A 20678-nucleotide genomic window follows, 5' to 3' on the forward strand; every position below is an offset into this window, starting at 1 on the left:
CATTATCTGCCGCCTGCCGTTCCGAACAATCTCTCCTTATATGCCGGAGCGTGGACCGCAAGGTTATACCGCTCAATGCCGCATTTGTAAAGGCACACGCCGCGCTGGGGAAAGCGGATGAGGTTGTATTCACTTTCTTCGAGCTGCAGGGAGTCGATATAGAACCGCTTATCGATGTTGCCGGCGTTGAACAGAAACGCATGAGACGGAATGGAAAACAGGGGCTTTGTCAGCTCCCGGATATGCTCAATGTTGAAGTCCTCCAAGTTCTGCGACGCCAGAATCACCGCCGACTCCTTCTTGCGGACACGCTTCATGAAATTGCGGATGTATTCGATGGCCGTCAGGTTGGTGAGGAAAAGGTACAGCTCGTCAATGGCGGCGGCGGTGTTCCCCTCGGTCAGCAGCTTATCGCTCATGAAGGAAAGCACGTTAAATAGCAAGGCATTTTTCACGTTCCGGCTAGCCTGTAAGAGCCCTTTGACGCCGAACACAATAAAGCGGTCTGAGGTCACGTTGGTGTGGCCGTTGAAAAACTGGCTCTCGGCGCCCATGCACATGGAGTGGAGCCCCAGCAGGATTTCCTGCAGCAGCTCCGGCGGATAGAGCTGGTATTTGGTCTTGTCGTAGCCTTTGTATTCGGCTTCAATGAGGGCATATAAGTCGGACAGAATGGGATAGTCCGTGGCTGCCAGCTTTCTGAAATCGGTGCGGTCGCTGATGCCGAACTGTTCGTACAGCTTGCCCAGCATGATTTCAATGGCGTCAATGTGGCGGTCGGAAAAATCTTTGTAGCATCGGAAGAAATCCTTGAGAAAGCTGATGTGCTGACTGAGCTTGGTGGACTGGCGGAATGCCTGGGGTGCGTCGGTATCCTCCGGGCTGCCGCCCTCATCCCACGTTTTCGGCTCCAGCGGGTTGATCCGGTACCGGCCTGACATAAGGTCAATGAAACAGCCGCCGAGGTTTTCCGCTAGCTCCACATATTCGTGCTCGGGGTCCAGACACAGAACGGACTTGCCCGATTCAAGGATGTTGCAGAGAATGAGCTTAAGAAGATAGCTCTTGCCCTGGCCGGAGTTGCCGAGTATCAGCACATTCGCATTGGTTTTGTCATCATCGCGCTTGTCAAAATCCGCAATGATATTCGAGCCGAACTTGTCCCTGCCGAGGTAAAACCCGCGGGGATCGGTCTTGCCGCTGTAGTTGAAGGGATAGAGGTTCGCCACGGAACTGGCGGGCAGCACCCGTTCAAACTGGCTGGCGAACACGTTGTATCCGGCAGGGCCTACAGCGAGAAAGCCCTCCCGCTGGCGCAGCATGAGCCGATCCACATTGAGCTTACTGCGCACCAGCTCGGTCAGGACATCGGTCTGGAGGAGCTTCAGTCCATCAAGATCATGGGCGGTCAGCTCCAAAAACACGGCGCAGTGCAGGAGCGGCTCCCGGTTCCGGTGCATGGAGGACACCAGCGTGACCACATCCTGCAAATTGCTCTCGGCGGTGACCGTCTGCTGGAGGTCGTTGGTACTGCTCTTATCCATGCGGTTCTTGTTGGCGGCATTGTGGATGATCTTCTTTTCCTCGGCTGCCGTTACCTGACGGGTGTAAATGCGCAGGGTCACACCGTCCTTTTCTCCAAGGTGGCGCAGGATAGCCTGTTCCTCGGTGGCGGTGGGATATTCCCGCAGCACCCACACGCAGCGGTAGGTGTTGCCGCAGAGGAAATGGTCGGTGTTGAATTTGATGATGCCCGGAGCGATCATGTCAAGGAAATCCTTGATTTTCACATCCTCCTGCGGCGGGGATTGGGGCTTTCTTTTTCTTGCCATCGGCGTTTCTTCCTTTCTGGTTTTGATTTTGGGTATAGGAAAAGCCGCCACGTTTGTGACGGCTTGAAGTAAAATGGTTCACTTTGGTAAGGATTTGAGGTATAATAAAGGCAGAATATTTATTCAAAATATAACAAAAAAGGAGCAACTAATCGTGTTTAGATACGTTCATACAAATATCATTGCCCAGAATGCGGGCAAGCTTATAGATTTTTATAAGACAGTTCTCCATTGCAAGAGTATTAATGAAACACGCGATCTAAGCGGAGCATGGTTAGATAATCTTACCTGTTTGACCAACGCCCATATTTGTGGAGAACACCTGCTTTTGCCCGGCTATGAGGGAGACCATCCAACCCTTGAAATATTCTCTTATGATGAGATGAAAGAATATCTACCAGCTGAAATTAACCGCCCTGGCATTGCACATATCGCTTTTGAAGTTGACGATGTGGAAGATACTCTGTCTGAAATTCTTCGTGCAGGCGGGAGCACTGTCGGAGAAGTGGTAACTGCCGCATATCCGAACAATACGGAGGCGGTTTTTGTATATGCCTGTGACCCGGAAGGCAATATCCTTGAGCTTCAAAGCTGGCGAAAAAGAAAAATTTAATGCGGCGGATACATAATCATCACAGGTTTCATCACTTAACACCCTTTAAAAGAAAGGTACTGCCATGAAAAACTTATTTCTAATAGGTGGCACGATGGGAGCAGGAAAAACAGCTACCTGTCAAATTCTAAAACAAAAACTAAACAACAGCATTTTTCTGGATGGTGATTGGTGCTGGGATATGCATCCCTTTCACGTGACAGAGGAAACAAAGCAGATGGTATTAGAAAACATCTGCTATATTCTGAATAACTTTATTCGGTGTTCTGCCTATGAAAACATCATATTCTGCTGGGTGATGCACCAGCAGGCTATCATTGACGATATCCTTTCACGGCTGGATACGGTCAACTGTAAGGTGCATTCTATTTCCCTGATTTGCAGTGAACAATCCCTGCGAACCCGATTGGAAAAAGACATTGCTGCCGGTATTCGCACGGAAGATGTAGTCCTCAGAAGCATGGAACGAATCCCTCTTTACGGAAAACTGAATACCTTTAAGGTGGATGTATCAGAAATAATTCCAGAGCAAGTGGCAAATTATATCATTCATCACTGCTAAATAGAAAAAGGGGGAAGTCAATGAGATATGACTTCCCCTTTTTCTGCTCATTCATTCAAAATCACCCAGCGCTCCCCATCATAATCCTCATACATCTCCGTTGTAACATTCTGCTCATAATAGACGCCCAGCAGGCGCTTGATGTCGCTTTCACCCGCCTTGCGCACCATGAAGCCCTGATCCTTGAGGCTCTTTTCGATGCGGGAAAGATAGGGCTGAACATCGCTTTCCTTTTCATTTTTCAGCCGGATGATGATTAAGAATTCCCTTGCCGTCGCCATCTGCACCTGCATACGGTCAAGGGCGGTTTGATCCTGTGCCAGCAGCTTTCGGATGACAGGGTTCTGCTCGGCGGCCATTCTGGCTTTCAGATAGCTCTTGTTGTCCTCAAAGTTTTCACGGCTGTTTAAGCACAGCATTTCGATATCCGAGATGCCTTTCAGCACATTCATAAGGGCATAAATCCTTGCCCCGATGCTGGAATCAGACAGAACGCTGATATTGGTGGGCTTAATCATAAAAAACACCAGCTCACCGTGAGGCGTCGCAAGGCTGTGGCCGGTGATGCCCTCAATGCCCATGAGCTGGCGGGTGGAGGCTTTTTCTCCGGCCTCCCGTTTCTCTTTTCGGTTCATATTCACGCCCTCCATTCATAGGTCTGCTGCTTTCCGAAAAAGAAAGCGGCGGCGTAACGGATAAAATCAAGGATGCTCACATCCTCGAAGCGGATCGATAAAAAGGCATAGACCGCTGTCAGGACAATGGGTGGCAGCCAGCCCAGCCTGGAAAAAGCGAAGACAGAAATCAGGCAGCCAATGCCGATGATTCCGATATCCCGCAGCTCCCACAGCCACAGGGTAGCCTTGGATTTTAGGTTGTCGGGGTAGATGTACATGGGGGTAATTCCTCCTCGTAGATTTTTTGCAAAAAATAGGCGATACCACGGAGAACAAAGTCCACACAGGGTATCGCCACGCTGTTGCCCAGCGCCTTGTACCGGGCGCTGTCCGATGCACCGGGAATCAGCGTCCAGCCATCGGGGAAGCCTTGGAGCCGTTCGCATTCCAGCGGGGTCAGCCTGCGGATGAGGTTGCGTCTTTCCACGATGCATTTGTTCTGACTGACATACTGACTGCCGATGCCTTTCTCATCCCCGCGGCAAAGTGCGCCCACTACTTCTTGGTATGGTTCACACACGGCGTGCCGGTCAGAGGTCGTAATGGTGTAGCTGATGTCCGGCTGACAGCCGAGGCCGTTGCCGCCGTTTTCCGGTTCCCGGTCGATGGTGTTGCCCGCAATGCAAATGGTTTCCTGCATTGCGGGACTTCCCACCAGCGGAACATTATTGCCCCCGGTTCCCATACGGGCGGACATTGTGGGCGCTACTGCATGGGGGCCGGTGTAGCGGCTGTCAATGCCGTGATTTTCAAATAACACCGGCTGGTTATTGCCGGAGGTTCCTGCTGCGGAGGTAATGGTTGGGCAGACACCCTCGCCAATTTCAGCGCCGCCCTGCTGGGTCGCCATGACCAGCGGCTGGTTGTTCCCGCCCTGCCCAAAGCCTGCGGATACCGTTTGCGATACCGCCACCGGCCCGGTAAAACGAGAGTCTTGTGCATGGTTGTCAAACACCAGCGGCTGGTGTCCATGCTCTTGGGCACGGAGCGTACCGGTGATATCATCAGTACAGTGCATCTGGCTGCCGCCCTGATCGTTGAGGCACAGAACTGATGGCGCAGTGCCGGTTTTAATGGTAGGGGAACACTCCGCCTGATAGCCGATTCCTCTGGCGTCGGCACTTGCGCTGCCGCAGAAGCCTGCGGTTAGCACACAGGGGTAACCCTGTCCGGCCTGCCCACCACCGCCAGTTAGCGAGGTGTGCGTTTCGGGGGTCAGAAAACAATCCCCGTCCCCCTTGCTGACAACGCCTGCCGCAAACAGCAGCCCTGCCGGGTTCCTGCCACCGCCGCCTCGTCGTTGCAAACTTCGCTCAGTTCCTTCGGGTGCTTCGCACCCGAAATCCACACGCTCCGTTGCACCTCCTCTCCCCAACGAATCTGACGATTCGCCGGGGTCCCCTTTGGCGGCAAGGGTCGGCGCCACACCCTCCGGCGTGAACACACGGCTTTGCTGGGTATCCCAGCCATTCATACAATTGGGCTGGGATACAAGTGGCGGATGACCTCCCATATCGGCACGCAATGTGGACGCCACATCCTCGGTGACATCCATCCGTTCGCCGCCCTGATCGTTTAAGCACAACAGCGACTGTCGGGTGACAAAGGTCTGCATCTGCATATTTCGGGTTGCTAACAGTGCACCAGATATTCCGTCCAAATCAATTACTTCATCCCTTTGGTTGACATGAAAGGCACTGATTTTCTCGGTATCCGCTACAAAGGTCTGCTGCTTCATCCCCGGCTGGGCCTGTATTGCCCCTGCAACATCGTGCAAATCTCGCACTTCGTCACGCTGGTTGGCTGCAAAGGCTATTGCTGTTTTTTCTTCTGTCTGGATATATCCGTGCCCGCCGCCCTCACCGCCATAGAGGGCGGGCCATGTCCCGGTTTCTTCAAAAATGCGGCGGCTTTGGACGTCCCATGGGGTCAGGCAAGCCCCGCCTGTATCATCAAGGCATCCCTCAGCTGGGGCGGCAGCTCCTTGCCGCGGGCCTCCGCTCTGCGTAATATCCCCAAACAGGCTGTCTTGCTTAAATAGTATTTCGGGTGCGGTCGTGCCTCCAAAATCTGCGACAAGGAAGATGCGACGGCGACGCTGGGCGACTCCCCAGAATTGAGCGTCCATGACTCTCCAAGCCAAGCTGAATTCATCTCCCAAAAGGACAGCCCCAGCAGATTCCCAGCGCCCGGACTCAGGTCGAGGCACATCACAGGCACTGTACTTAATCCGGACGATCTCCTCGATGACCGCCCTGAAATCCTCCCCCTCTGCGGAGCTGAAGGCTCCGGGGACATTTTCCCAAACGAGGTATCGAGGTCGAATAAGGTGAGCTGGTACGTTTCGCTGCTCATCGGATTTTCTCATCTCCTTCGCAATTCGGGTCTGCTCCATAAACAGGCCGGAGCGTGCCCCAGCCAAACCAGCCCTCTGGCCAGCGACCGATAAATCTTGGCAGGGTGAGCCGCCGCAAATGACGTCTACAGGCGGCAGCTTTGCGCCATCCAGCTTTGTAATATCCCCGACATGGCGCATTTCGGGGAATCGGATTTTGGTCACTTCAATGGGAAAGGCTTCGATTTCACTGGCCCATACGGGAGTGATACCGTTGCGGATAGCCGCCAATGGAAAACCTCCAATCCCATCGAAGAGGCTCCCCATCGTCATCATCAGACCATCCTCATCGCCTGCTGGGGAGCTTTGGCCGCTGCGGTGCATTTGGCTCTGCCGATGGTAAAGCCGTTTTCCTGTTCCATCACCCGGCGAACCGGGATTCCGAGCCTGACCGCTTCCTCTATTTCAAGGTGCATTCCGAAGGAAATGCGGTAGCCGTAGCACCACAGCTCGTCGCAGCGGGGAAGCATGGCAAGCCCCATGTCCAGACCCGCCTGACGCTCCTTCGGATTGGAATCATCAAGGAACTGTGGGTAGAGCAAATGAGGTGCAAAAAAAGCGTGCCCCTCGTTCATCACATGGCGGCACGCTCTCTTGGTAAACTCGGTATTCTTTTCGATGTCCCCGGCGTAGGGGGACGCCACATAGATTAGTTTCATAGGCTTTTTCCTTTCATGATTATTTTGGCGCTACCGCCTGTACGATGGTGCGGGTGGTGTTGACGGCTGCCTGCGCGGTATACACGGCGCTCATCACATTGGCCTTTGTGCTGGTGTCCAGCCCGAAGGCTCCGGCAATTCGCGGTACTTCTCCTGCGGCCAGCATCAGACCAAGCCCCAGCAGGGCATGGGTTCGCAGCACCATAAGCCCTGCGGCGAGGATAGTCGCCTGCAAAAATGTGGTGAGGCACAGACCGATGATCTGCTTGCACCACTGGGTAAAGCCGTCGATGTAGCCGCGGGGAATGGAGAACATATACAGGCTGCCCACGGCGATCTGAATCAGCAAAATGCCCCCGCGCTTCAGGTTGGCAAAGAACACTTTAATCACCGCGTAGCCCATCATGATGATCATAAAGAGCAGCAGGATCGGGCTGGTGATGACAGACAGCCCTCCGAATACACCGGAGCCCATGGCGCCGCCGATATCCGGCGAACTGCCAAGCTCGGAAATGATATTCCCGGCAAGGTCGCCGAAGCTGGTTCCATAGCCGGTGATGCCTGCCGTGAGGCTGCTCTGGAGATTGACCGAGAGCTTGAACAGCTCCACCGGCACGATGGTAAAAAGGGACACTGCCATAAAGCCCTTGATGGCGTTTAAAGCGGTGTCCTTTATGCTGCCCCGGCCGTGCTGGTACTCAATGCCGGTTTCAAATGCTGACACTACCAGCCCGGTTCCGTACAGCGCCCAAGCCAGATAGGAAAAAAACAGGACGATGGACTGTACCCAGCTCATCTCAAACAGCTCCACGCCCATGTTTCCCATCTGTGCAAAAAAGTCGGCCAGAAAGCCGACCACCTGTCCGTAGAGCCATTCGATGATCTGATCCATCACGGTTCCAAGGACAAAGTCCCAGATGAACATTGGATTCTCACCTCTTTCCTGTGGAAATAAAAAAAGGCACACCATGCAATAAAATGCGGTGTGCCTGCGTATCTGGTGGAACGAATTTCAAATAGAGCGCGAAGATTTAGAAAACTTCAAAAACGACTTGACAATCCGCTCGTTCAGAGCTTCAATACCACACAACGGTGGCCGCCGAAATAAGGAAAAGGAGGTCAATTGCGTGGCAGACTACAAAAAAATGTATGATTCGCTGTTTAACGATGTGACGGATGCCATTTCGCTGCTTCAGCGTGCGCAGCAAAAGACGGAGGAGCTTTTCATCTCCGGCGATGACGGTGTTGTGCTGGAGCTCAAAAGAGATTCCGAGCCTGACGGCAACGATAAATAACAAATCACGTTTGCATAAGACAAGGAGAGCGGTTCTGCCGCCCTCCTTGTTATGCTGCTGCAAACGCCTTTTGGGGGAAATAAAAAAGACGCACCGTAGGTTCATTCACGGTGCGCCTTGGAGCATATTTGCGATTGTTGTTTCAGCTCGCTTAGCCTGACAGGGTCTATATAGTGGGTGGCATAGGCTTTTTCAATATCCTCGCCGCCGCTTTTGGAAAACCGGAGCTTCTTTGCATGGGGAAGGCTTTTCAGTCCCCACTGCTTATAAAAAGTCCACGAAGCCTTGAGATTGTTTTTTGCGGCATAGCCTCGGATTTCCCGCATGATAAGGGACAGCTTGGAGAGGTTCACTTTGCAGACACGCTCCAAATAATCCACCTTGCCGAAGCGCCACCGCTCATAATCCTCTTTGGAGCGGATGCTCAAATCCATCAGCACCTGCACGGGCGCTGCTATGCCGCTCCTTTGGAGCTGCTGATACATGGAGTTATGAATTTTCCCTTGTATATCATTGCTGTTCACCGCATCACCTCCTGCGCATATTTTACTGCAAATTTCTTTGGTATGCCAGACGTTTCCTCTCTTTTGGGGAACAGTTCGTTTCACTACATCCCCAAAATCGTCCAGTCAATGCTTGTATATAGCTGGTGGAAAGATACTAAAAAATATGGTATTCTTTTATATATAATGATTTGTACAGTAACACAGATGCCATAAATAATAAACACTAAGGGGGTGTACCATGGATACTTTTAGAGAATAATGAAATCTCCAGTTTGCTAAGTGAATCGGTATTAGTCGGAAAGCTCACAACAGATTTTGTGGATCACCCCCTGTTTGCTGTATTTCGAATTATGGGCCTAAGTGAAATCCCACATATTGAAAGATTACCTTACACACAAAAGATGATAGACTATATTAACCGCAATATTGCGACAGCGCAAGGATTTTCATGCTTAGGCGGAATTGAAGAAATTGTCCCTTGCTACAACGCAATGCTGCTGGAAGCCTATTGCAGACTTGGACTTGCTGAGAGTAAAGAAGCACAAGCTGCTCTAAGCTGGATAGAACAATATCAGCTTTTTGAACGTAACCAAACTACTTCATGGCCTCATAAAGGTGTATGCAAACATGGCGGATGCCTTGGAAAAACGCCATGTTACATTGGTATTGGTAAAACAGTCCGAGCGCTTACCACCTATTCAGAGTGCGTTAAGCATGAAAATCAGAACGTGGAAAAGCTCTTGATACAAGGGACAGGCTATATGCTTCGTCATAAAATGTTTCAGAGGTTATCAGATGGCAAGCCCATCAGCTCTCATATTACAGATATCATGTTTCCGCAAAGTTACGCGCTCTCACTTACAGACTTAACTTATATTATTGGGAAAAGGCGATTGACCGCAAGTGAAGATAGTACGGAGTTGTTACACCTCCTTCAGAAGAAACAAATAGCGGAAAACCAGTGGAAGATTGATTATCTATACAGCTATAAAGGCTATGTCGCCTTTGAAAGCAAGCGCAAAACCTCGGAATGGGTTTCAGCATTGTTTTCGATATGGCTATCTAAATCAATGTGAGTATAGTAGCAGGCCGATTTTGCAAGACAGAAATCGGCCTGCTCTTTCGTTACATACCAAGTATCGTCCAGGGTATTCTTGCATAAAGATGGTGAACGTATTTTTTCTTTCATGTGTTAACTCCTCCTATACACGATTGATTGTTTATATATTGCAAGGTAAAACTGGCGGCTTTCTGCCGTCTTTTTTACTCTCGAAATAAAACACCAAAACACATTGACATTCATCTATGTGTTGGCATATAATACACATAGACCATTATCTATGTGAGGTGATTTAATTGAGCAATAAATATGCTGAAAATGTCGGGCTGTTCAAGGCCCTTGCAGACACGAACCGGCTTATGATCGTGGATATGCTATCCTGCGGTGAGCTTTGTGCCTGCAAGATTTTAGAGAAGTTCCATATTACGCAGCCAACCCTTTCTCATCATATGAAAATACTCTGTGATTGCGGTTTGGTAAATGGACGTAAAGAGGGCAAATGGATGTATTATTCACTGAATAGCGAAAAAGTGCAGGACTTCAAAAACTTTTTATGTGCCATTACCATCGACAAAGAGGATTGCATTTGTAAGGAAGGAGAGTGTAATTGTGGGAAAAAATAAACAAAATCAAGGTATCGGCTTTTTTGAGAGGTATCTAACGGTATGGGTGCTACTTTGCATGGCGGTGGGTATTCTAATCGGCAAGTTTTTACCCGCCGTCCCCTCACTCTTAGGTCGGTTTGAGTATGCACAGGTGTCCATTCCGATTGCCATTTTAATATGGCTGATGATTTTTCCCATGATGCTAAAGGTGGATTTCAAGAGCATTAAGAACGTGGGGAAAAATCCAAAAGGACTTTTTGTAACGTGGGTGACAAACTGGCTGATTAAGCCCTTTACCATGTTCGGTATTGCAAGCCTATTTTTCTTTGTGATATTCAAAACGCTCATTCCTGCGGACTTGGCAAAGGACTATCTGGCCGGGGCCATCCTGCTTGGAGCTGCTCCCTGCACGGCGATGGTATTTGTGTGGAGCCATTTGACAAAGGGCGATCCTGCTTACACGGTGGTACAGGTTGCAACCAATGACCTCATTATCCTACCTGCCTTTGCGCCAATCGTAGCTTTCCTGCTTGGCGTAGGAGGCGTTTCCATCCCGTGGGATACGCTTTTGTTATCGGTGGCGCTGTTTGTTGTCGTTCCCCTTGCGGCGGGTATTATCACGAGGACACAGCTTATCAAACACAAAGGCGAGGATTACTTTAATCATACATTCCTGCCGAAATGGAACAACATAACTGTTGCGGGTCTACTTTTGACGCTGATCCTTATTTTCTCGTTTCAGGGTAATGTCATTTTGGAAAACCCGCTGCACATCGTCTTGATTGCCGTGCCGCTAATTATTCAGACCTTCCTAATTTTCTTTATCGCATACTTGGCAAGCAAGGCGCTCAAGCTGCCGCATAACATCGCCGCCCCTGCCGGAATGATCGGTGCATCAAACTTCTTTGAGCTTGCTGTTGCGGTTGCCATCGCCCTGTTTGGCGCACAGTCTCCCGTGGCATTGGCTACCATTGTCGGCGTACTGACCGAAGTGCCAGTAATGCTAATCCTCGTTAAGATTGCAAATAACACGAAAAGGTGGTTTACAGCATGAAGCAGCTTGCCATTGATTTTCTCTACCTCGATTTGAATACCTGTGAGCGGTGCATGGCAACGGATGAAACGCTCAAACAGGCGCTTCATGTCCTATCAGGCGTGTTTGATACGCTTGGGTTCGAAGTCAAGGTCAACACCCTCAATATCTCAACGAGGGAACTTGCGAAAGAATACCGCTTTATAAGCTCCCCAACCATCCGTGTGAACGGCGTGGATATTTGCAGCGAACTTGTGGAAAGCAACTGCGCAGATTGTGGTGATCTTTGCGGTGATAACGTTGACTGCCGGGTGTTCGTCTACGAGGGGCAAAACTACGAACAGCCGCCCGTACCGATGATCGTGGACGGCATCTTAAAGGCCATCTACGGTGGGCAACCTCAAGTAACAGAAGCCTATACGCTGCCAGACAATCTCGAACGATTTTTTACAGGGAAAAGCGGTTGCTGTGATAGCGCCTGTTGCTGTGGTGATGCACCGTCAAACAGTAGTTTAGTGCATAATGAAAAAACAGAAGTATCGCAGGCGTACATTTGCTATTGTAATCACGTTACAGAGAATGACATCATCAATGCCATTCAGAACAAGGGCGCCAAAACTGTTGATGAAGTTATCAAACTGACAGGCGCAATGAAAGACAGCAACTGCGCCGTCAATAATCCCAAAGGTGTATGCTGTTATCCCGATATAGTAAAAATATTCAATCATTATAAGGAGAGTGCTACCATGAAAACAATGTCTATTTACGAACCGGCCATGTGCTGTGAAACCGGCATCTGCGGTATCGGAGTCGATCCCGAACTGCTTCGCATTTCCACCGTGTTCAATAATCTGCAAAAGAACGGCATTACCGCCGCTCGTTTCAACTTGAACAGCGCCCCGCAAGCATTCATCAACAACACCGACATCAACAAGCTCATCATGGGTGATGGCGTGGAGTCTTTACCCGCCACGGTCGTTGACGGAAAAATTGTCAAGACGAAGGCGTACCCCACCAATGCGGAAATCGCAGCATGGCTGGAAATCCCGGTTTCCTATCTGGAGGCGACTGAAACGAAAAAAGCAGATGGCGGGTGCTGCTGTTCGGAGGGCTGCTGCTAATGAAACAATTTGATTTGCAACATCTTAACCTCACAAAATATCTGTTCTATACCGGCAAGGGCGGCGTTGGGAAAACCTCTATCGCCTGCGCCACTGCCGTGACCCTTGCCGACAACGGGAAAAAGGTGCTGCTTGTCAGTACCGATCCTGCTTCTAACTTGCAAGATGTGTTCAGCACCGAGCTTGATGGTAAAGGCGTACCGATTGTGGAAGTACCGGGACTTTTCGTTGCCAACCTTGACCCGATACAAGCTGCGGCGGAGTATAGGGAAAGTGTTGTCGCACCCTATCGTGAAAAGCTGCCGGAATCAGTTATTGTCAACATGGAGGAACAGCTTTCCGGCTCCTGTACGGTGGAAATTGCCGCTTTCAACGAGTTTACGAACTTCATTACGGACGAAACGGCCGCAGAGGAATACGACCATATTATTTTTGATACCGCCCCCACCGGCCACACCCTGCGGATGCTGCAACTGCCGAGCGCATGGAGTAATTTTATCAGCGAAAGCACACATGGGGCATCTTGCCTGGGGCAGCTTTCGGGCCTCGAAGATAAAAAGGAAATGTATAAACAAGCAGTGGCTACTTTAGCAAACGGTCAATTGACAACCCTTGTCCTTGTATCCCGTCCCGAAAGCTCTCCCCTCAAAGAAGCGGAACGGGCTTCAAGTGAACTTGCTGCCTTGGGCGTTGACAATCAACTTTTGATTGTCAACGGCGTACTTTCTTCTTTTGACGATAGCATTTCCGAAAGCCTGTATGCCAAACAACAAAAGGCGCTTGCCGATATGCCTGCCGGGTTAAAAGACATTGCGGCCTACTTTGTGCCGCTGCGCGCCTACAACATCACAGGCATGGAAAACGTTCGAAATCTGCTCCAAAAAGACAGCCTTACCATGAGCGGTGATACCTTAAATACCACCGATATTCCCACGCTTCGCAAAGTCATTGACGATTTGGATGCAAGCGGTAAAAAAGTCATTTTCACGATGGGCAAAGGCGGTGTTGGGAAAACGACGATTGCCGCCGCCATAGCCCTTGGCCTGTCGGCCAAGGGAAAAAAGGTACACCTGACTACCACCGATCCCGCCGCCCACCTAAAGTTTGTCATGGACGAAGCGAGCGGCATTACCATGAGCCATATTGACGAAAAGGAAGAGCTTCGGCGTTATCAGGAAGAAGTGCTGAAAAAAGCGCGGGAAACCATGTCAGAAGATGATGTTGCCTATGTGGAGGAAGATTTGCGCTCTCCTTGCATACAGGAAATCGCCGTGTTCCGCGCCTTTGCCGAAATTGTTGATCGGGCTGAAAATGAGGTTGTCGTCATTGATACGGCACCCACCGGCCATACGCTGTTGCTGCTTGATTCCACGCAGAGCTACCACCGTGAGGTTAAACGTACACAAGGGGACATCCCGGAAGCGGTTAAAAAGCTGCTGCCCCGGCTCCGCAATGCAGATGAAACGGCGGTTATTATCGTGACCCTTGCCGAAACCACGCCTGTTTTTGAAGCCATGCGGTTAGAGGAAGATTTGAAACGTGCGGAGATCGCAACAAGATGGTGGGTGATCAATTCCTCCCTGTACGCCACCGAAACGAGCAATGAGCTTTTGAAAGCCAAAGCAAGCCATGAAGTCGAATGGATCAACAAGGTGGATGAACTTTCCCACGGCTGTTTTGCGGTTATTCGTTGGAGCGCCGAGGATATCCGGGGAGAAAAATTACTCACCCTTTGAGGACGAAAGAAAATGAAAAAGGTTGCATTTATCTGTGTGCATAACTCCTGCCGATCTCAAATTGCAGAGGCCCTTTGCAAGCATTTCGCAGGCGATGTGTTCGAGTGTTATTCCGCCGGAACGGAAACAAAGCCAGAAATCAACCAAGATGCTGTGCGGCTCGTAAAAGAACGCTATGGAATTGACATGGAAAAGGCGCAGTATTCCAAACTGCTGTCCGACATCCCGCCCGTAGACATTGTTGTTACAATGGGCTGCAATGTGGAGTGTCCTTTTCTGCCCTGCAAGCACCGAGAGGATTGGGGGCTGGATGACCCCAGCGGCATGGATGATGTCATATTTCTGGAAACCATATCTCTTATCAGAGACAAAATTTTAAACCTTAAGGAACGCATCCAAAATGAATCGTTATAGGAATGGCTGGCAGACGCTTCGACGCCTGCCGGCCATTTTATTACATCCCAAGTATCTGCCAGTCAATACTTGCATAAGGACAGTGGAAATTTGCGGCAACATATGGTACGATAACTTTTAACAAGTATTTGAATTGCTAATTATTTATAATCTGTACAGTAATTAAAGGCATCCGTAAACTCCTGCTGCAGCCAAATTACGGAGATTATCGGCAAGCACTTTATCTCATATGTGCAACTTATATCAGGTAATTGTCTGTGAGAATTGATATACTGGAGAAAGGAGTGAAGCAAATGTCTGTTCAAACAATAGAAACAATGGCAAAGTGGGTAGAAAATAACATAACAGAAAGCCCAAGCCTGCAAGATATGTCATCATATGTTGGTTATTCACCGTATTACTGCTCTACAAAGTTTCGGGAGCACATGGGTATGACATATAAACAATTTCTTGCCCAATGTAAATTAAAAGCTGCTGCTAATGATCTTTGCATAACCAATGACAGAATAACCGATATTGCTTTTCGATATGGGTACTCGTCATCTGAAGCGTTTGCAAGAGCTTTTTCACAAGCGTTTCAATGCTCGCCACGCCAATATCGGAAAACTTCCGGTGTTTCTCTTAGCTCACCTTAGTCTATAGGGCGTATTGCTCCCTCCGAATTTGTAAATGCGAGGAGATAAAATGTCTGACAAGTTTGGAAGAAATGATCTCTGCTGGTGTGGCAGCGGTCGAAAATATAAGAAATGTCATGGCCCTATTGATGAGCAAATTGAAATCTACCGCTTAAAGGGATATGAAGTGCCTTATCGAAAATTGCTTAAAACAAAACAACAGATTGAAGGTATTCGGGAAAGCAGCAAACGAAACATCGCTTTACTGGATTTCATTGCAAATTATGCGGTTGATGGAATCACCACGGAAGAGCTTGACCGGCTTATCTTCGAAAAAACCAAGGAACTGGGAGGCGTTCCAGCAACACTCAATTTTGACGGATACCCTAAGAGCGTGTGTATCTCAATTAATGATGTTGTATGTCATGGTATCCCCTCTGATCGTATATTCCTGCGAAACGGCGATATTGTAAATATTGATGTGTCTACAATTTATAACGGATTTTTTTCAGATTCTTCACGCATGTTTTGCATTGGTGCTGTTTCCGCTGAGAAACAAAAACTGGTTGATGTTGCGAAAGAGTGTGTGGAGCTGGGCATTGAACAGGTAAAACCGTGGGGATTTCTTGGTGATGTTGGGCAAGCTGTTCAAGACCATGCAAGGGAAAATGGATATTCTGTCGTTCGAGAAATCGGAGGCCACGGTATTGGTCTACAATTTCATGAAGATCCTTGGGTCGGTTATGTGACAAAGCAAGGAACAGGAATGCTCTTAGTCCCAGGACTTGTTTTTACTGTAGAGCCTATGATAAATATGGGAAAATCCAATATAGTAACAGATAAATGTGATAATTGGACTATTCGCACTGCTGATGGGAAGCCTTCTGCGCAATGGGAAAAACAGGTGTTAGTAACCGAAACTGGTTATGAGGTGTTGGCATATTAATGAACAGTTAGGAATAACCAGAATTTCTTATTATGAGCATAATGAGAACCTAAATGAGCAGACCCAGCTCCTTGCAGAACTGGACCTACTCATTATTACTACATGCCAAGAATAGTCCAGACAATCCTTGCATAAAGACGGTGAACGGATTTTTGTTTTCATTTTAATTCTCCTTACATCTTCTATAATATTCTGGTTGACAATGATTGCAATCTTGCATATAATATATAGAATCTCTTTGCACTGCATTACATTCAGCATGAATGCGAGATCAACAGTACAAACTGAGCAGGCGATGAACCTTTTTGTAAAGGTCATGGGGCCGGGCCGCCCAATGAGCGGCAACAGATTGCAATTTGAGCACATCTGTGGGACAGTAGTATGTTCCATAGGTGTGCTATTTTTTATACCCTGATGGAACACATGACCCCGAAATGGAGTGCCATAGAGCTATCAAACGACTGCCGAAAGGCTAAAACGGAGGTAACTTTTATGACAGACAAAAAGCAAAACATGGCTGGCTTAACCGCCACCGAAGCAAAACGATTGCAGGAGCAATATGGTAAGAATGAATTGACCGCACGGAAAAAAGAAAGCTTTTTCAAAAAAATCCTGCATATTATCTGCGAACCAATGTTCTTACTGCTCATTGTTGCTGCGACCATTTATTTTATTCTGGGAGAATCCAGGGATGGTGCGATTATGCTCATTTTTGTGGTGGGCATCATTAGCATTGATGTAATTCAAGAATGGAAAACCGATAAAGCCCTAAATGCCCTGAAAGATTTATCTGCCCCGCATGTCACTGTTATTCGTGATGGCAAGGAGCAAACCATTGCAAGTGCTGACCTTGTGCCCAGCGACTTAATGATGATTTATGAGGGGGTTAAAATCCCGGCAGACGGCATTATAATAAAATGTAACGACCTGTGTGTCGATGAATCTTCGTTGACCGGCGAAGCGGAAGGTGTGTGGAAAATCAACACTGAGAGTGCAGATTCAACAAGCGACTATTGGCGGCGTGATTATTGTTATGCTGGCACGCTGGTTACACAGGGCACAGCAACGGTACTGGTAGATAAAATTGGTGGCAGCACCGAATATGGAAAAATCGGTGCTAATGTTGCATCTGCACCAGAGGAACCCACACCCCTACAAAAGCAAACCGGAAGTCTTGTTAAACTATGCGCAGGAATTGCTGCAGTCTTGTTTGCCCTTGTAGGAATATTCACATGGCTAAATATTCCTGACCACAGCTTTGGCGACAGGCTGATTGAAAGCATTTTGTCGGGCATCACCCTTGCCATGGCAATGATTCCAGAAGAGTTTCCTGTCATCCTCACGGTATTTTTATCAATGGGAGCTTGGCGACTTGCCAAAAAGCAGTCACTGGTGCGCAAGTTGCCTTCAGTGGAAACGCTTGGCGCCGTATCTGTGCTATGCGTAGATAAAACAGGTACCATCACGATGAATCAGATGACCGTGCAGGATACGTGGGCTACTGATGGCAACACCATAGCACTTTGTGAAGTAATGGGTATGGGCTGCGAGACCGATGCCTATGACCCAATGGAAAAGGCAATGCTCAAGCATTGCGAAACCCTTGGAATTTTAAAGGAAGATCTTTTTGCTGGAGAACTAATCAGCGAATATGCCTTTACAAATGAGTTGAAGATGATGGGGCATATTTGGCGCAGAGATGACGGAATTACCGTTGCCGCAAAAGGGTCCCCTGAGCGTATCTTAACTATTTGTAAGCTTACAGATTTAGAAAAACAAACAGCAGAACAGAAGATCACCGAAATGTCCAAACAAGGTTTGCGTGTAATTGCAGTTGCCACTGCAAAGCTACAAAGTGAAGCAGAAATTCCTGCACAGATCACAGACTGCCATTTAACGCTTTGCGGACTGATCGGGCTTGCCGACCCACCCCGTGAAGGTGTAAAAGCAGACATCGCCGTTTGCAATAAAGCGGGTATTCGTGTTGTTATGATTACAGGTGATAATGGCATCACCGCCGCGTCTATCGCAAAGAAAATCGGTATGCAAAACAGCGACCATATCATTACAGGCGATATGCTAAGCGAAATGACCGATGAAGAACTGCGTGAAAAAGTGAAGGATGTCAGCATTTTTTCTCGTGTCATTCCTGAACATAAAATGCGTATTGTAAAAGCATTCAAAGATAACGGTGAAATTGTCGCGATGACCGGTGATGGCGTGAATGATGCACCCGCTCTCAAATATGCCGATATTGGCATTGCAATGGGTAAACGCGGCAGTGAAGTTTCCCGTGAAGCAGCAGATCTCATTCTAATGGACGACAATTTTACTACTATTGTAGAAACGGTAAAAGACGGTCGCCGTATTTATGATAACATTCGCAAGGCTGTGGGCTATGTGTTCACCATTCATATTCCCATTGCCTTTGCCTCCTTACTTGCACCAATCCTTGGCATTGCCCCCTCAGCACTGCTTTTACTTCCTCTCCACGTTGTTCTGCTCGAGCTACTCATTGACCCTACCTGCTCGATTGTACTAGAGCGTCAGCCTGCCGAAGCAGACATTATGGAGCGAAGCCCTCGAGATCCAAAGGAAAAACTGTTGACCGCAAAAACTCTAGCCAAAAGCATTTTGCAGGGACTTATCATTTTTGCGGCCTCCTTTGGAACGTATTACGTAATCCTCGATGGAAATGTTGATAATGCACCAGTTGCCCGGGCAATGGGGCTTGCAATTATCATGCTATCCAACTTGTTTCTTGTACAGGTCAATAGTTCTGATCACGATTTTACCTTTCAATCGGTAAAGCGCCTTGTGAAAGACAAAGTGATGTGGGCAGTTAACCTTGGTACACTGGCTATGCTTGGCATTATTTTGTATTCGCCACTCAATGGCTTATTAAAGTTGGCACCACTTTCTGCTTCTCTGTTATTAAAGGCTGTTATTATTGCATTTATCGCAGTGTTTTGGTTTGAGTTAGTGAAACTGGTAAAACGACAAAAACTGAAAAATGGTTCAATGCAATAAAAATAAGAGCTGCGTGAATTCTCACGTGGCTCTTACTTTTTTTACATGTATTGTGGTTTCAATCCCCCAATCTATCGGCATCTGCCTTAGTTTTGTGCACTGTGCCATGCGGATGATGTGGTGGTGCATAAATTGAATAGAGTTTTAAAGGGCATCGCCCTTTATTAACAACATTATGCCATGTTCCGGCAGGGACAAAAATAACATCATCTGCTGCTATACATTGCTGGAAATCCAATTGCTCTTTGCGGTTTCCCATCAAAGCAACACCGTTTCCTTGTTCGATACGCAAAAACTGATCAGTATCTGGATGTATCTCTAACCCAATTTCACCGCATACGGGAATACTCATCAGAGTTAACTGCAGGTGACATCCAGTCCACAATGTCGTGCGATAGTTCTGATTCCGCCCAGTTGCTTGCGAAATGTTGGTAACATAGGGATAAGGCCCATGGTCTTGTTGGCATGACTCTACGGTCTGATTTCCGCAACCCCTTCTGTTTTCATTATATCGACTCACAAAAAAACACCTCCTTTTTCAGCTTAGGTAACATCACAAAATTATAAATTGCATAGCATTACCCTTATATATCTTATGCGATTGGATTAATAGGGTGATTGAATCCTGAGGGTAATTACACTTAAACCCCTCTCGATGATATTAATCCTGGATACAAAGATAGGCTTACAACCTTTTTAATAAAGTAAATAAGGAGCTACATCACGTTGTGATATAACTCCTTATCTTTATTGTTCCGAATATTCTATTGCATGAACCGGACATGCCTTTATTACACTTTGGAGTTTTTCATAATCAAGAGCCTGTTTATCATATGCTTTGACAACAGCTTTTTTCCCTTGCATTATAAACAGTGTGGGATAGTTCTTTGCACAAAGGGTACAGCCCATACAGGCATCCTTGTTAATATGGAGGCCGGGCTTAGCCAGCATTTCTCCCGGTAGATCCTCATCCCGAATAATTTTTGCCGAAATCCATGAGAAGATGATTATGGCAAGTACAGTGAGCGCCCAACGAATGGCCATGAACTTGGGACCTAAAAACTTTGCTTCATTACCTTCTGGCACTTTCTACCCAGCAAAAATCGGAATCTGTTTTGCTACCTATCACAAAAAAGCAGCTTGCTGACTACTTCGGTGTACAACGCCCCTCACTTTTCAGGGAACTGAAACGAATGAAGGACGAAGGCTTAATTGAGATTGCAAACAAAAAAATATATATCAAATTTATCAGTGAGCCATGGTATTTTTCTTAAGAAGCTTTACCCTTATTTTAGATTATGAAATTAAGCCGTTGCATCTTTATCTTGATGCAACGGCTCCTGCTTTGTCTACATCCCCAAAATCGTCCAGAGTATCCTTGCAAAAGGATGGCGAACGGACTTTTTCATAGTATCTGTGTCCTTTCCATTGTTCATATTTGTTTAATTGAAAGTTCCGCTTTACTATGGTAAACTCACTTTATATATCTGCCGTGTAAAACTTTTGTGAAACGGTAGCATGGGAAATTAACGCTCGGTGAGCAAGTTTTATATAATTTATATAATGTGTGAGGTGGTGCA

The 20678-nt window shown here is 47.8% G+C and carries 22 protein-coding genes and 1 riboswitch; of the genes, 13 read left to right on the forward strand and 9 right to left on the reverse strand.

Going from position 1 to position 20678, the window contains the following annotated elements; genetic code table 11:
• Positions 1-2 precede the first annotated feature (2 nt).
• Positions 3-1832: a VirB4 family type IV secretion system protein gene (locus A8805_RS04095; protein WP_109708944.1), complete on the reverse strand. Its 1830-nt coding sequence runs from the start codon at positions 1830-1832 to the stop codon at positions 3-5.
• Positions 1833-1986: 154 nt separating this feature from the next.
• Here A8805_RS04095 and A8805_RS04100 point away from each other — a divergent pair, with 154 nt between their 5' ends.
• Both A8805_RS04100 and A8805_RS04105 read left to right on the forward strand, forming a co-directional pair.
• Entirely contained in the window at positions 1987-2445 is a 459-nt protein-coding gene (locus A8805_RS04100; protein ID WP_109708945.1) for a VOC family protein, read from the forward strand.
• A gap of 64 nt (positions 2446-2509) precedes the next feature.
• Positions 2510-3007, forward strand: coding sequence for an AAA family ATPase (locus A8805_RS04105; protein WP_109708946.1), 498 nt, complete (start codon positions 2510-2512; stop codon positions 3005-3007).
• Between the two features lie 47 nt (positions 3008-3054).
• Here A8805_RS04105 and A8805_RS04110 read toward each other — a convergent pair whose 3' ends face one another.
• The 5 genes from A8805_RS04110 to A8805_RS04130 are packed head-to-tail and all read right to left on the reverse strand — an operon-like array spanning position 3055 to position 7663.
• Positions 3055-3642 (reverse strand): hypothetical protein, encoded by a 588-nt coding sequence (locus A8805_RS04110; RefSeq protein ID WP_109708947.1) that lies wholly within the window; start codon positions 3640-3642, stop codon positions 3055-3057.
• A gap of 2 nt (positions 3643-3644) precedes the next feature.
• Complete coding sequence (locus tag A8805_RS04115; protein WP_109708948.1) at positions 3645-3902, reverse strand: hypothetical protein; 258 nt, start codon at positions 3900-3902, stop codon at positions 3645-3647.
• Positions 3878-6346, reverse strand: a complete 2469-nt coding sequence (locus A8805_RS04120) for a DNA cytosine methyltransferase (RefSeq protein WP_109709256.1) — start codon at positions 6344-6346, stop codon at positions 3878-3880. Before A8805_RS04120 ends, A8805_RS04115 begins: the two co-directional genes overlap by 25 nt.
• Positions 6347-6354: 8 nt before the next feature.
• Positions 6355-6738 carry a DUF4406 domain-containing protein gene (locus A8805_RS04125; protein WP_109708949.1) on the reverse strand — a complete coding sequence of 128 codons (384 nt, stop codon included), beginning with the start codon at positions 6736-6738 and terminating at the stop codon, positions 6355-6357.
• 19 nt (positions 6739-6757) lie between these two features.
• A complete protein-coding gene (locus tag A8805_RS04130) occupies positions 6758-7663 on the reverse strand; it encodes a conjugal transfer protein TrbL family protein (protein ID WP_109708950.1) in 906 nt (301 codons plus the stop codon).
• 202 nt (positions 7664-7865) lie between these two features.
• Here A8805_RS04130 and A8805_RS22010 point away from each other — a divergent pair, with 202 nt between their 5' ends.
• Complete coding sequence (locus A8805_RS22010; protein ID WP_018307435.1) at positions 7866-8033, forward strand: hypothetical protein; 168 nt, start codon at positions 7866-7868, stop codon at positions 8031-8033.
• Between the two features lie 101 nt (positions 8034-8134).
• Here A8805_RS22010 and A8805_RS04135 read toward each other — a convergent pair whose 3' ends face one another.
• On the reverse strand, positions 8135-8557 hold the full coding sequence (locus A8805_RS04135) for a hypothetical protein (protein ID WP_109708951.1): 423 nt from the start codon (positions 8555-8557) through the stop codon (positions 8135-8137).
• Between the two features lie 254 nt (positions 8558-8811).
• Between A8805_RS04135 and A8805_RS04140 the strand changes: the two genes are divergently transcribed.
• The 9 genes from A8805_RS04140 to A8805_RS04185 all read left to right on the forward strand — a co-directional run bounded on the left by A8805_RS04140 (position 8812) and on the right by A8805_RS04185 (position 19098).
• Positions 8812-9615 carry a hypothetical protein gene (locus A8805_RS04140; RefSeq protein ID WP_242992266.1) on the forward strand — a complete coding sequence of 268 codons (804 nt, stop codon included), beginning with the start codon at positions 8812-8814 and terminating at the stop codon, positions 9613-9615.
• A gap of 280 nt (positions 9616-9895) precedes the next feature.
• Positions 9896-10222, forward strand: a complete 327-nt coding sequence (locus A8805_RS04145; protein ID WP_109708953.1) for an ArsR/SmtB family transcription factor — start codon at positions 9896-9898, stop codon at positions 10220-10222.
• Positions 10209-11258: an ACR3 family arsenite efflux transporter gene (gene arsB / locus A8805_RS04150; protein WP_109708954.1), complete on the forward strand. Its 1050-nt coding sequence runs from the start codon at positions 10209-10211 to the stop codon at positions 11256-11258. Before A8805_RS04145 ends, arsB begins: the two co-directional genes overlap by 14 nt.
• The gene (gene arsD, locus A8805_RS22810) at positions 11255-12358 is read left to right on the forward strand and encodes an arsenite efflux transporter metallochaperone ArsD (protein WP_181392733.1); all 1104 of its coding nucleotides are present in this window, start codon (positions 11255-11257) and stop codon (positions 12356-12358) included. Before arsB ends, arsD begins: the two co-directional genes overlap by 4 nt.
• The gene (gene arsA, locus A8805_RS04165) at positions 12358-14094 is read left to right on the forward strand and encodes an arsenical pump-driving ATPase (protein ID WP_109708955.1); all 1737 of its coding nucleotides are present in this window, start codon (positions 12358-12360) and stop codon (positions 14092-14094) included. The genes arsD and arsA overlap by 1 nt, the downstream gene beginning before the upstream one ends.
• A 12-nt stretch (positions 14095-14106) precedes the next feature.
• Positions 14107-14508 carry an arsenate reductase ArsC gene (locus tag A8805_RS04170; RefSeq protein ID WP_109708956.1) on the forward strand — a complete coding sequence of 134 codons (402 nt, stop codon included), beginning with the start codon at positions 14107-14109 and terminating at the stop codon, positions 14506-14508.
• Between the two features lie 293 nt (positions 14509-14801).
• Positions 14802-15143, forward strand: a complete 342-nt coding sequence (locus tag A8805_RS04175) for a helix-turn-helix domain-containing protein (RefSeq protein ID WP_026184155.1) — start codon at positions 14802-14804, stop codon at positions 15141-15143.
• Between the two features lie 49 nt (positions 15144-15192).
• On the forward strand, positions 15193-16068 hold the full coding sequence (locus A8805_RS04180) for a methionyl aminopeptidase (RefSeq protein WP_026184156.1): 876 nt from the start codon (positions 15193-15195) through the stop codon (positions 16066-16068).
• Between the two features lie 274 nt (positions 16069-16342).
• Positions 16343-16447: riboswitch (NiCo riboswitch) on the forward strand.
• 113 nt (positions 16448-16560) lie between these two features.
• Positions 16561-19098 carry a cation-translocating P-type ATPase gene (locus A8805_RS04185; protein WP_018214001.1) on the forward strand — a complete coding sequence of 846 codons (2538 nt, stop codon included), beginning with the start codon at positions 16561-16563 and terminating at the stop codon, positions 19096-19098.
• 58 nt (positions 19099-19156) lie between these two features.
• Here A8805_RS04185 and A8805_RS23090 read toward each other — a convergent pair whose 3' ends face one another.
• Positions 19157-19618, reverse strand: a complete 462-nt coding sequence (locus A8805_RS23090; RefSeq protein WP_018214002.1) for a cupin domain-containing protein — start codon at positions 19616-19618, stop codon at positions 19157-19159.
• Positions 19619-19845: 227 nt separating this feature from the next.
• Positions 19846-20184, reverse strand: a complete 339-nt coding sequence (locus A8805_RS04195) for a (4Fe-4S)-binding protein (protein WP_230974964.1) — start codon at positions 20182-20184, stop codon at positions 19846-19848.
• A gap of 29 nt (positions 20185-20213) precedes the next feature.
• On the opposite strand from A8805_RS04195, the gene A8805_RS23095 reads away from it, so the two are divergent.
• Positions 20214-20372: a helix-turn-helix domain-containing protein gene (locus tag A8805_RS23095; protein WP_230974965.1), complete on the forward strand. Its 159-nt coding sequence runs from the start codon at positions 20214-20216 to the stop codon at positions 20370-20372.
• Positions 20373-20678: the final 306 nt, after the last annotated feature.

The sequence above is a fragment of the Faecalicatena contorta genome, from assembly GCF_003149105.1.
GTDB classification, from domain to species: Bacteria; Bacillota; Clostridia; order Lachnospirales; family Lachnospiraceae; genus Muricomes; species Muricomes contortus_C.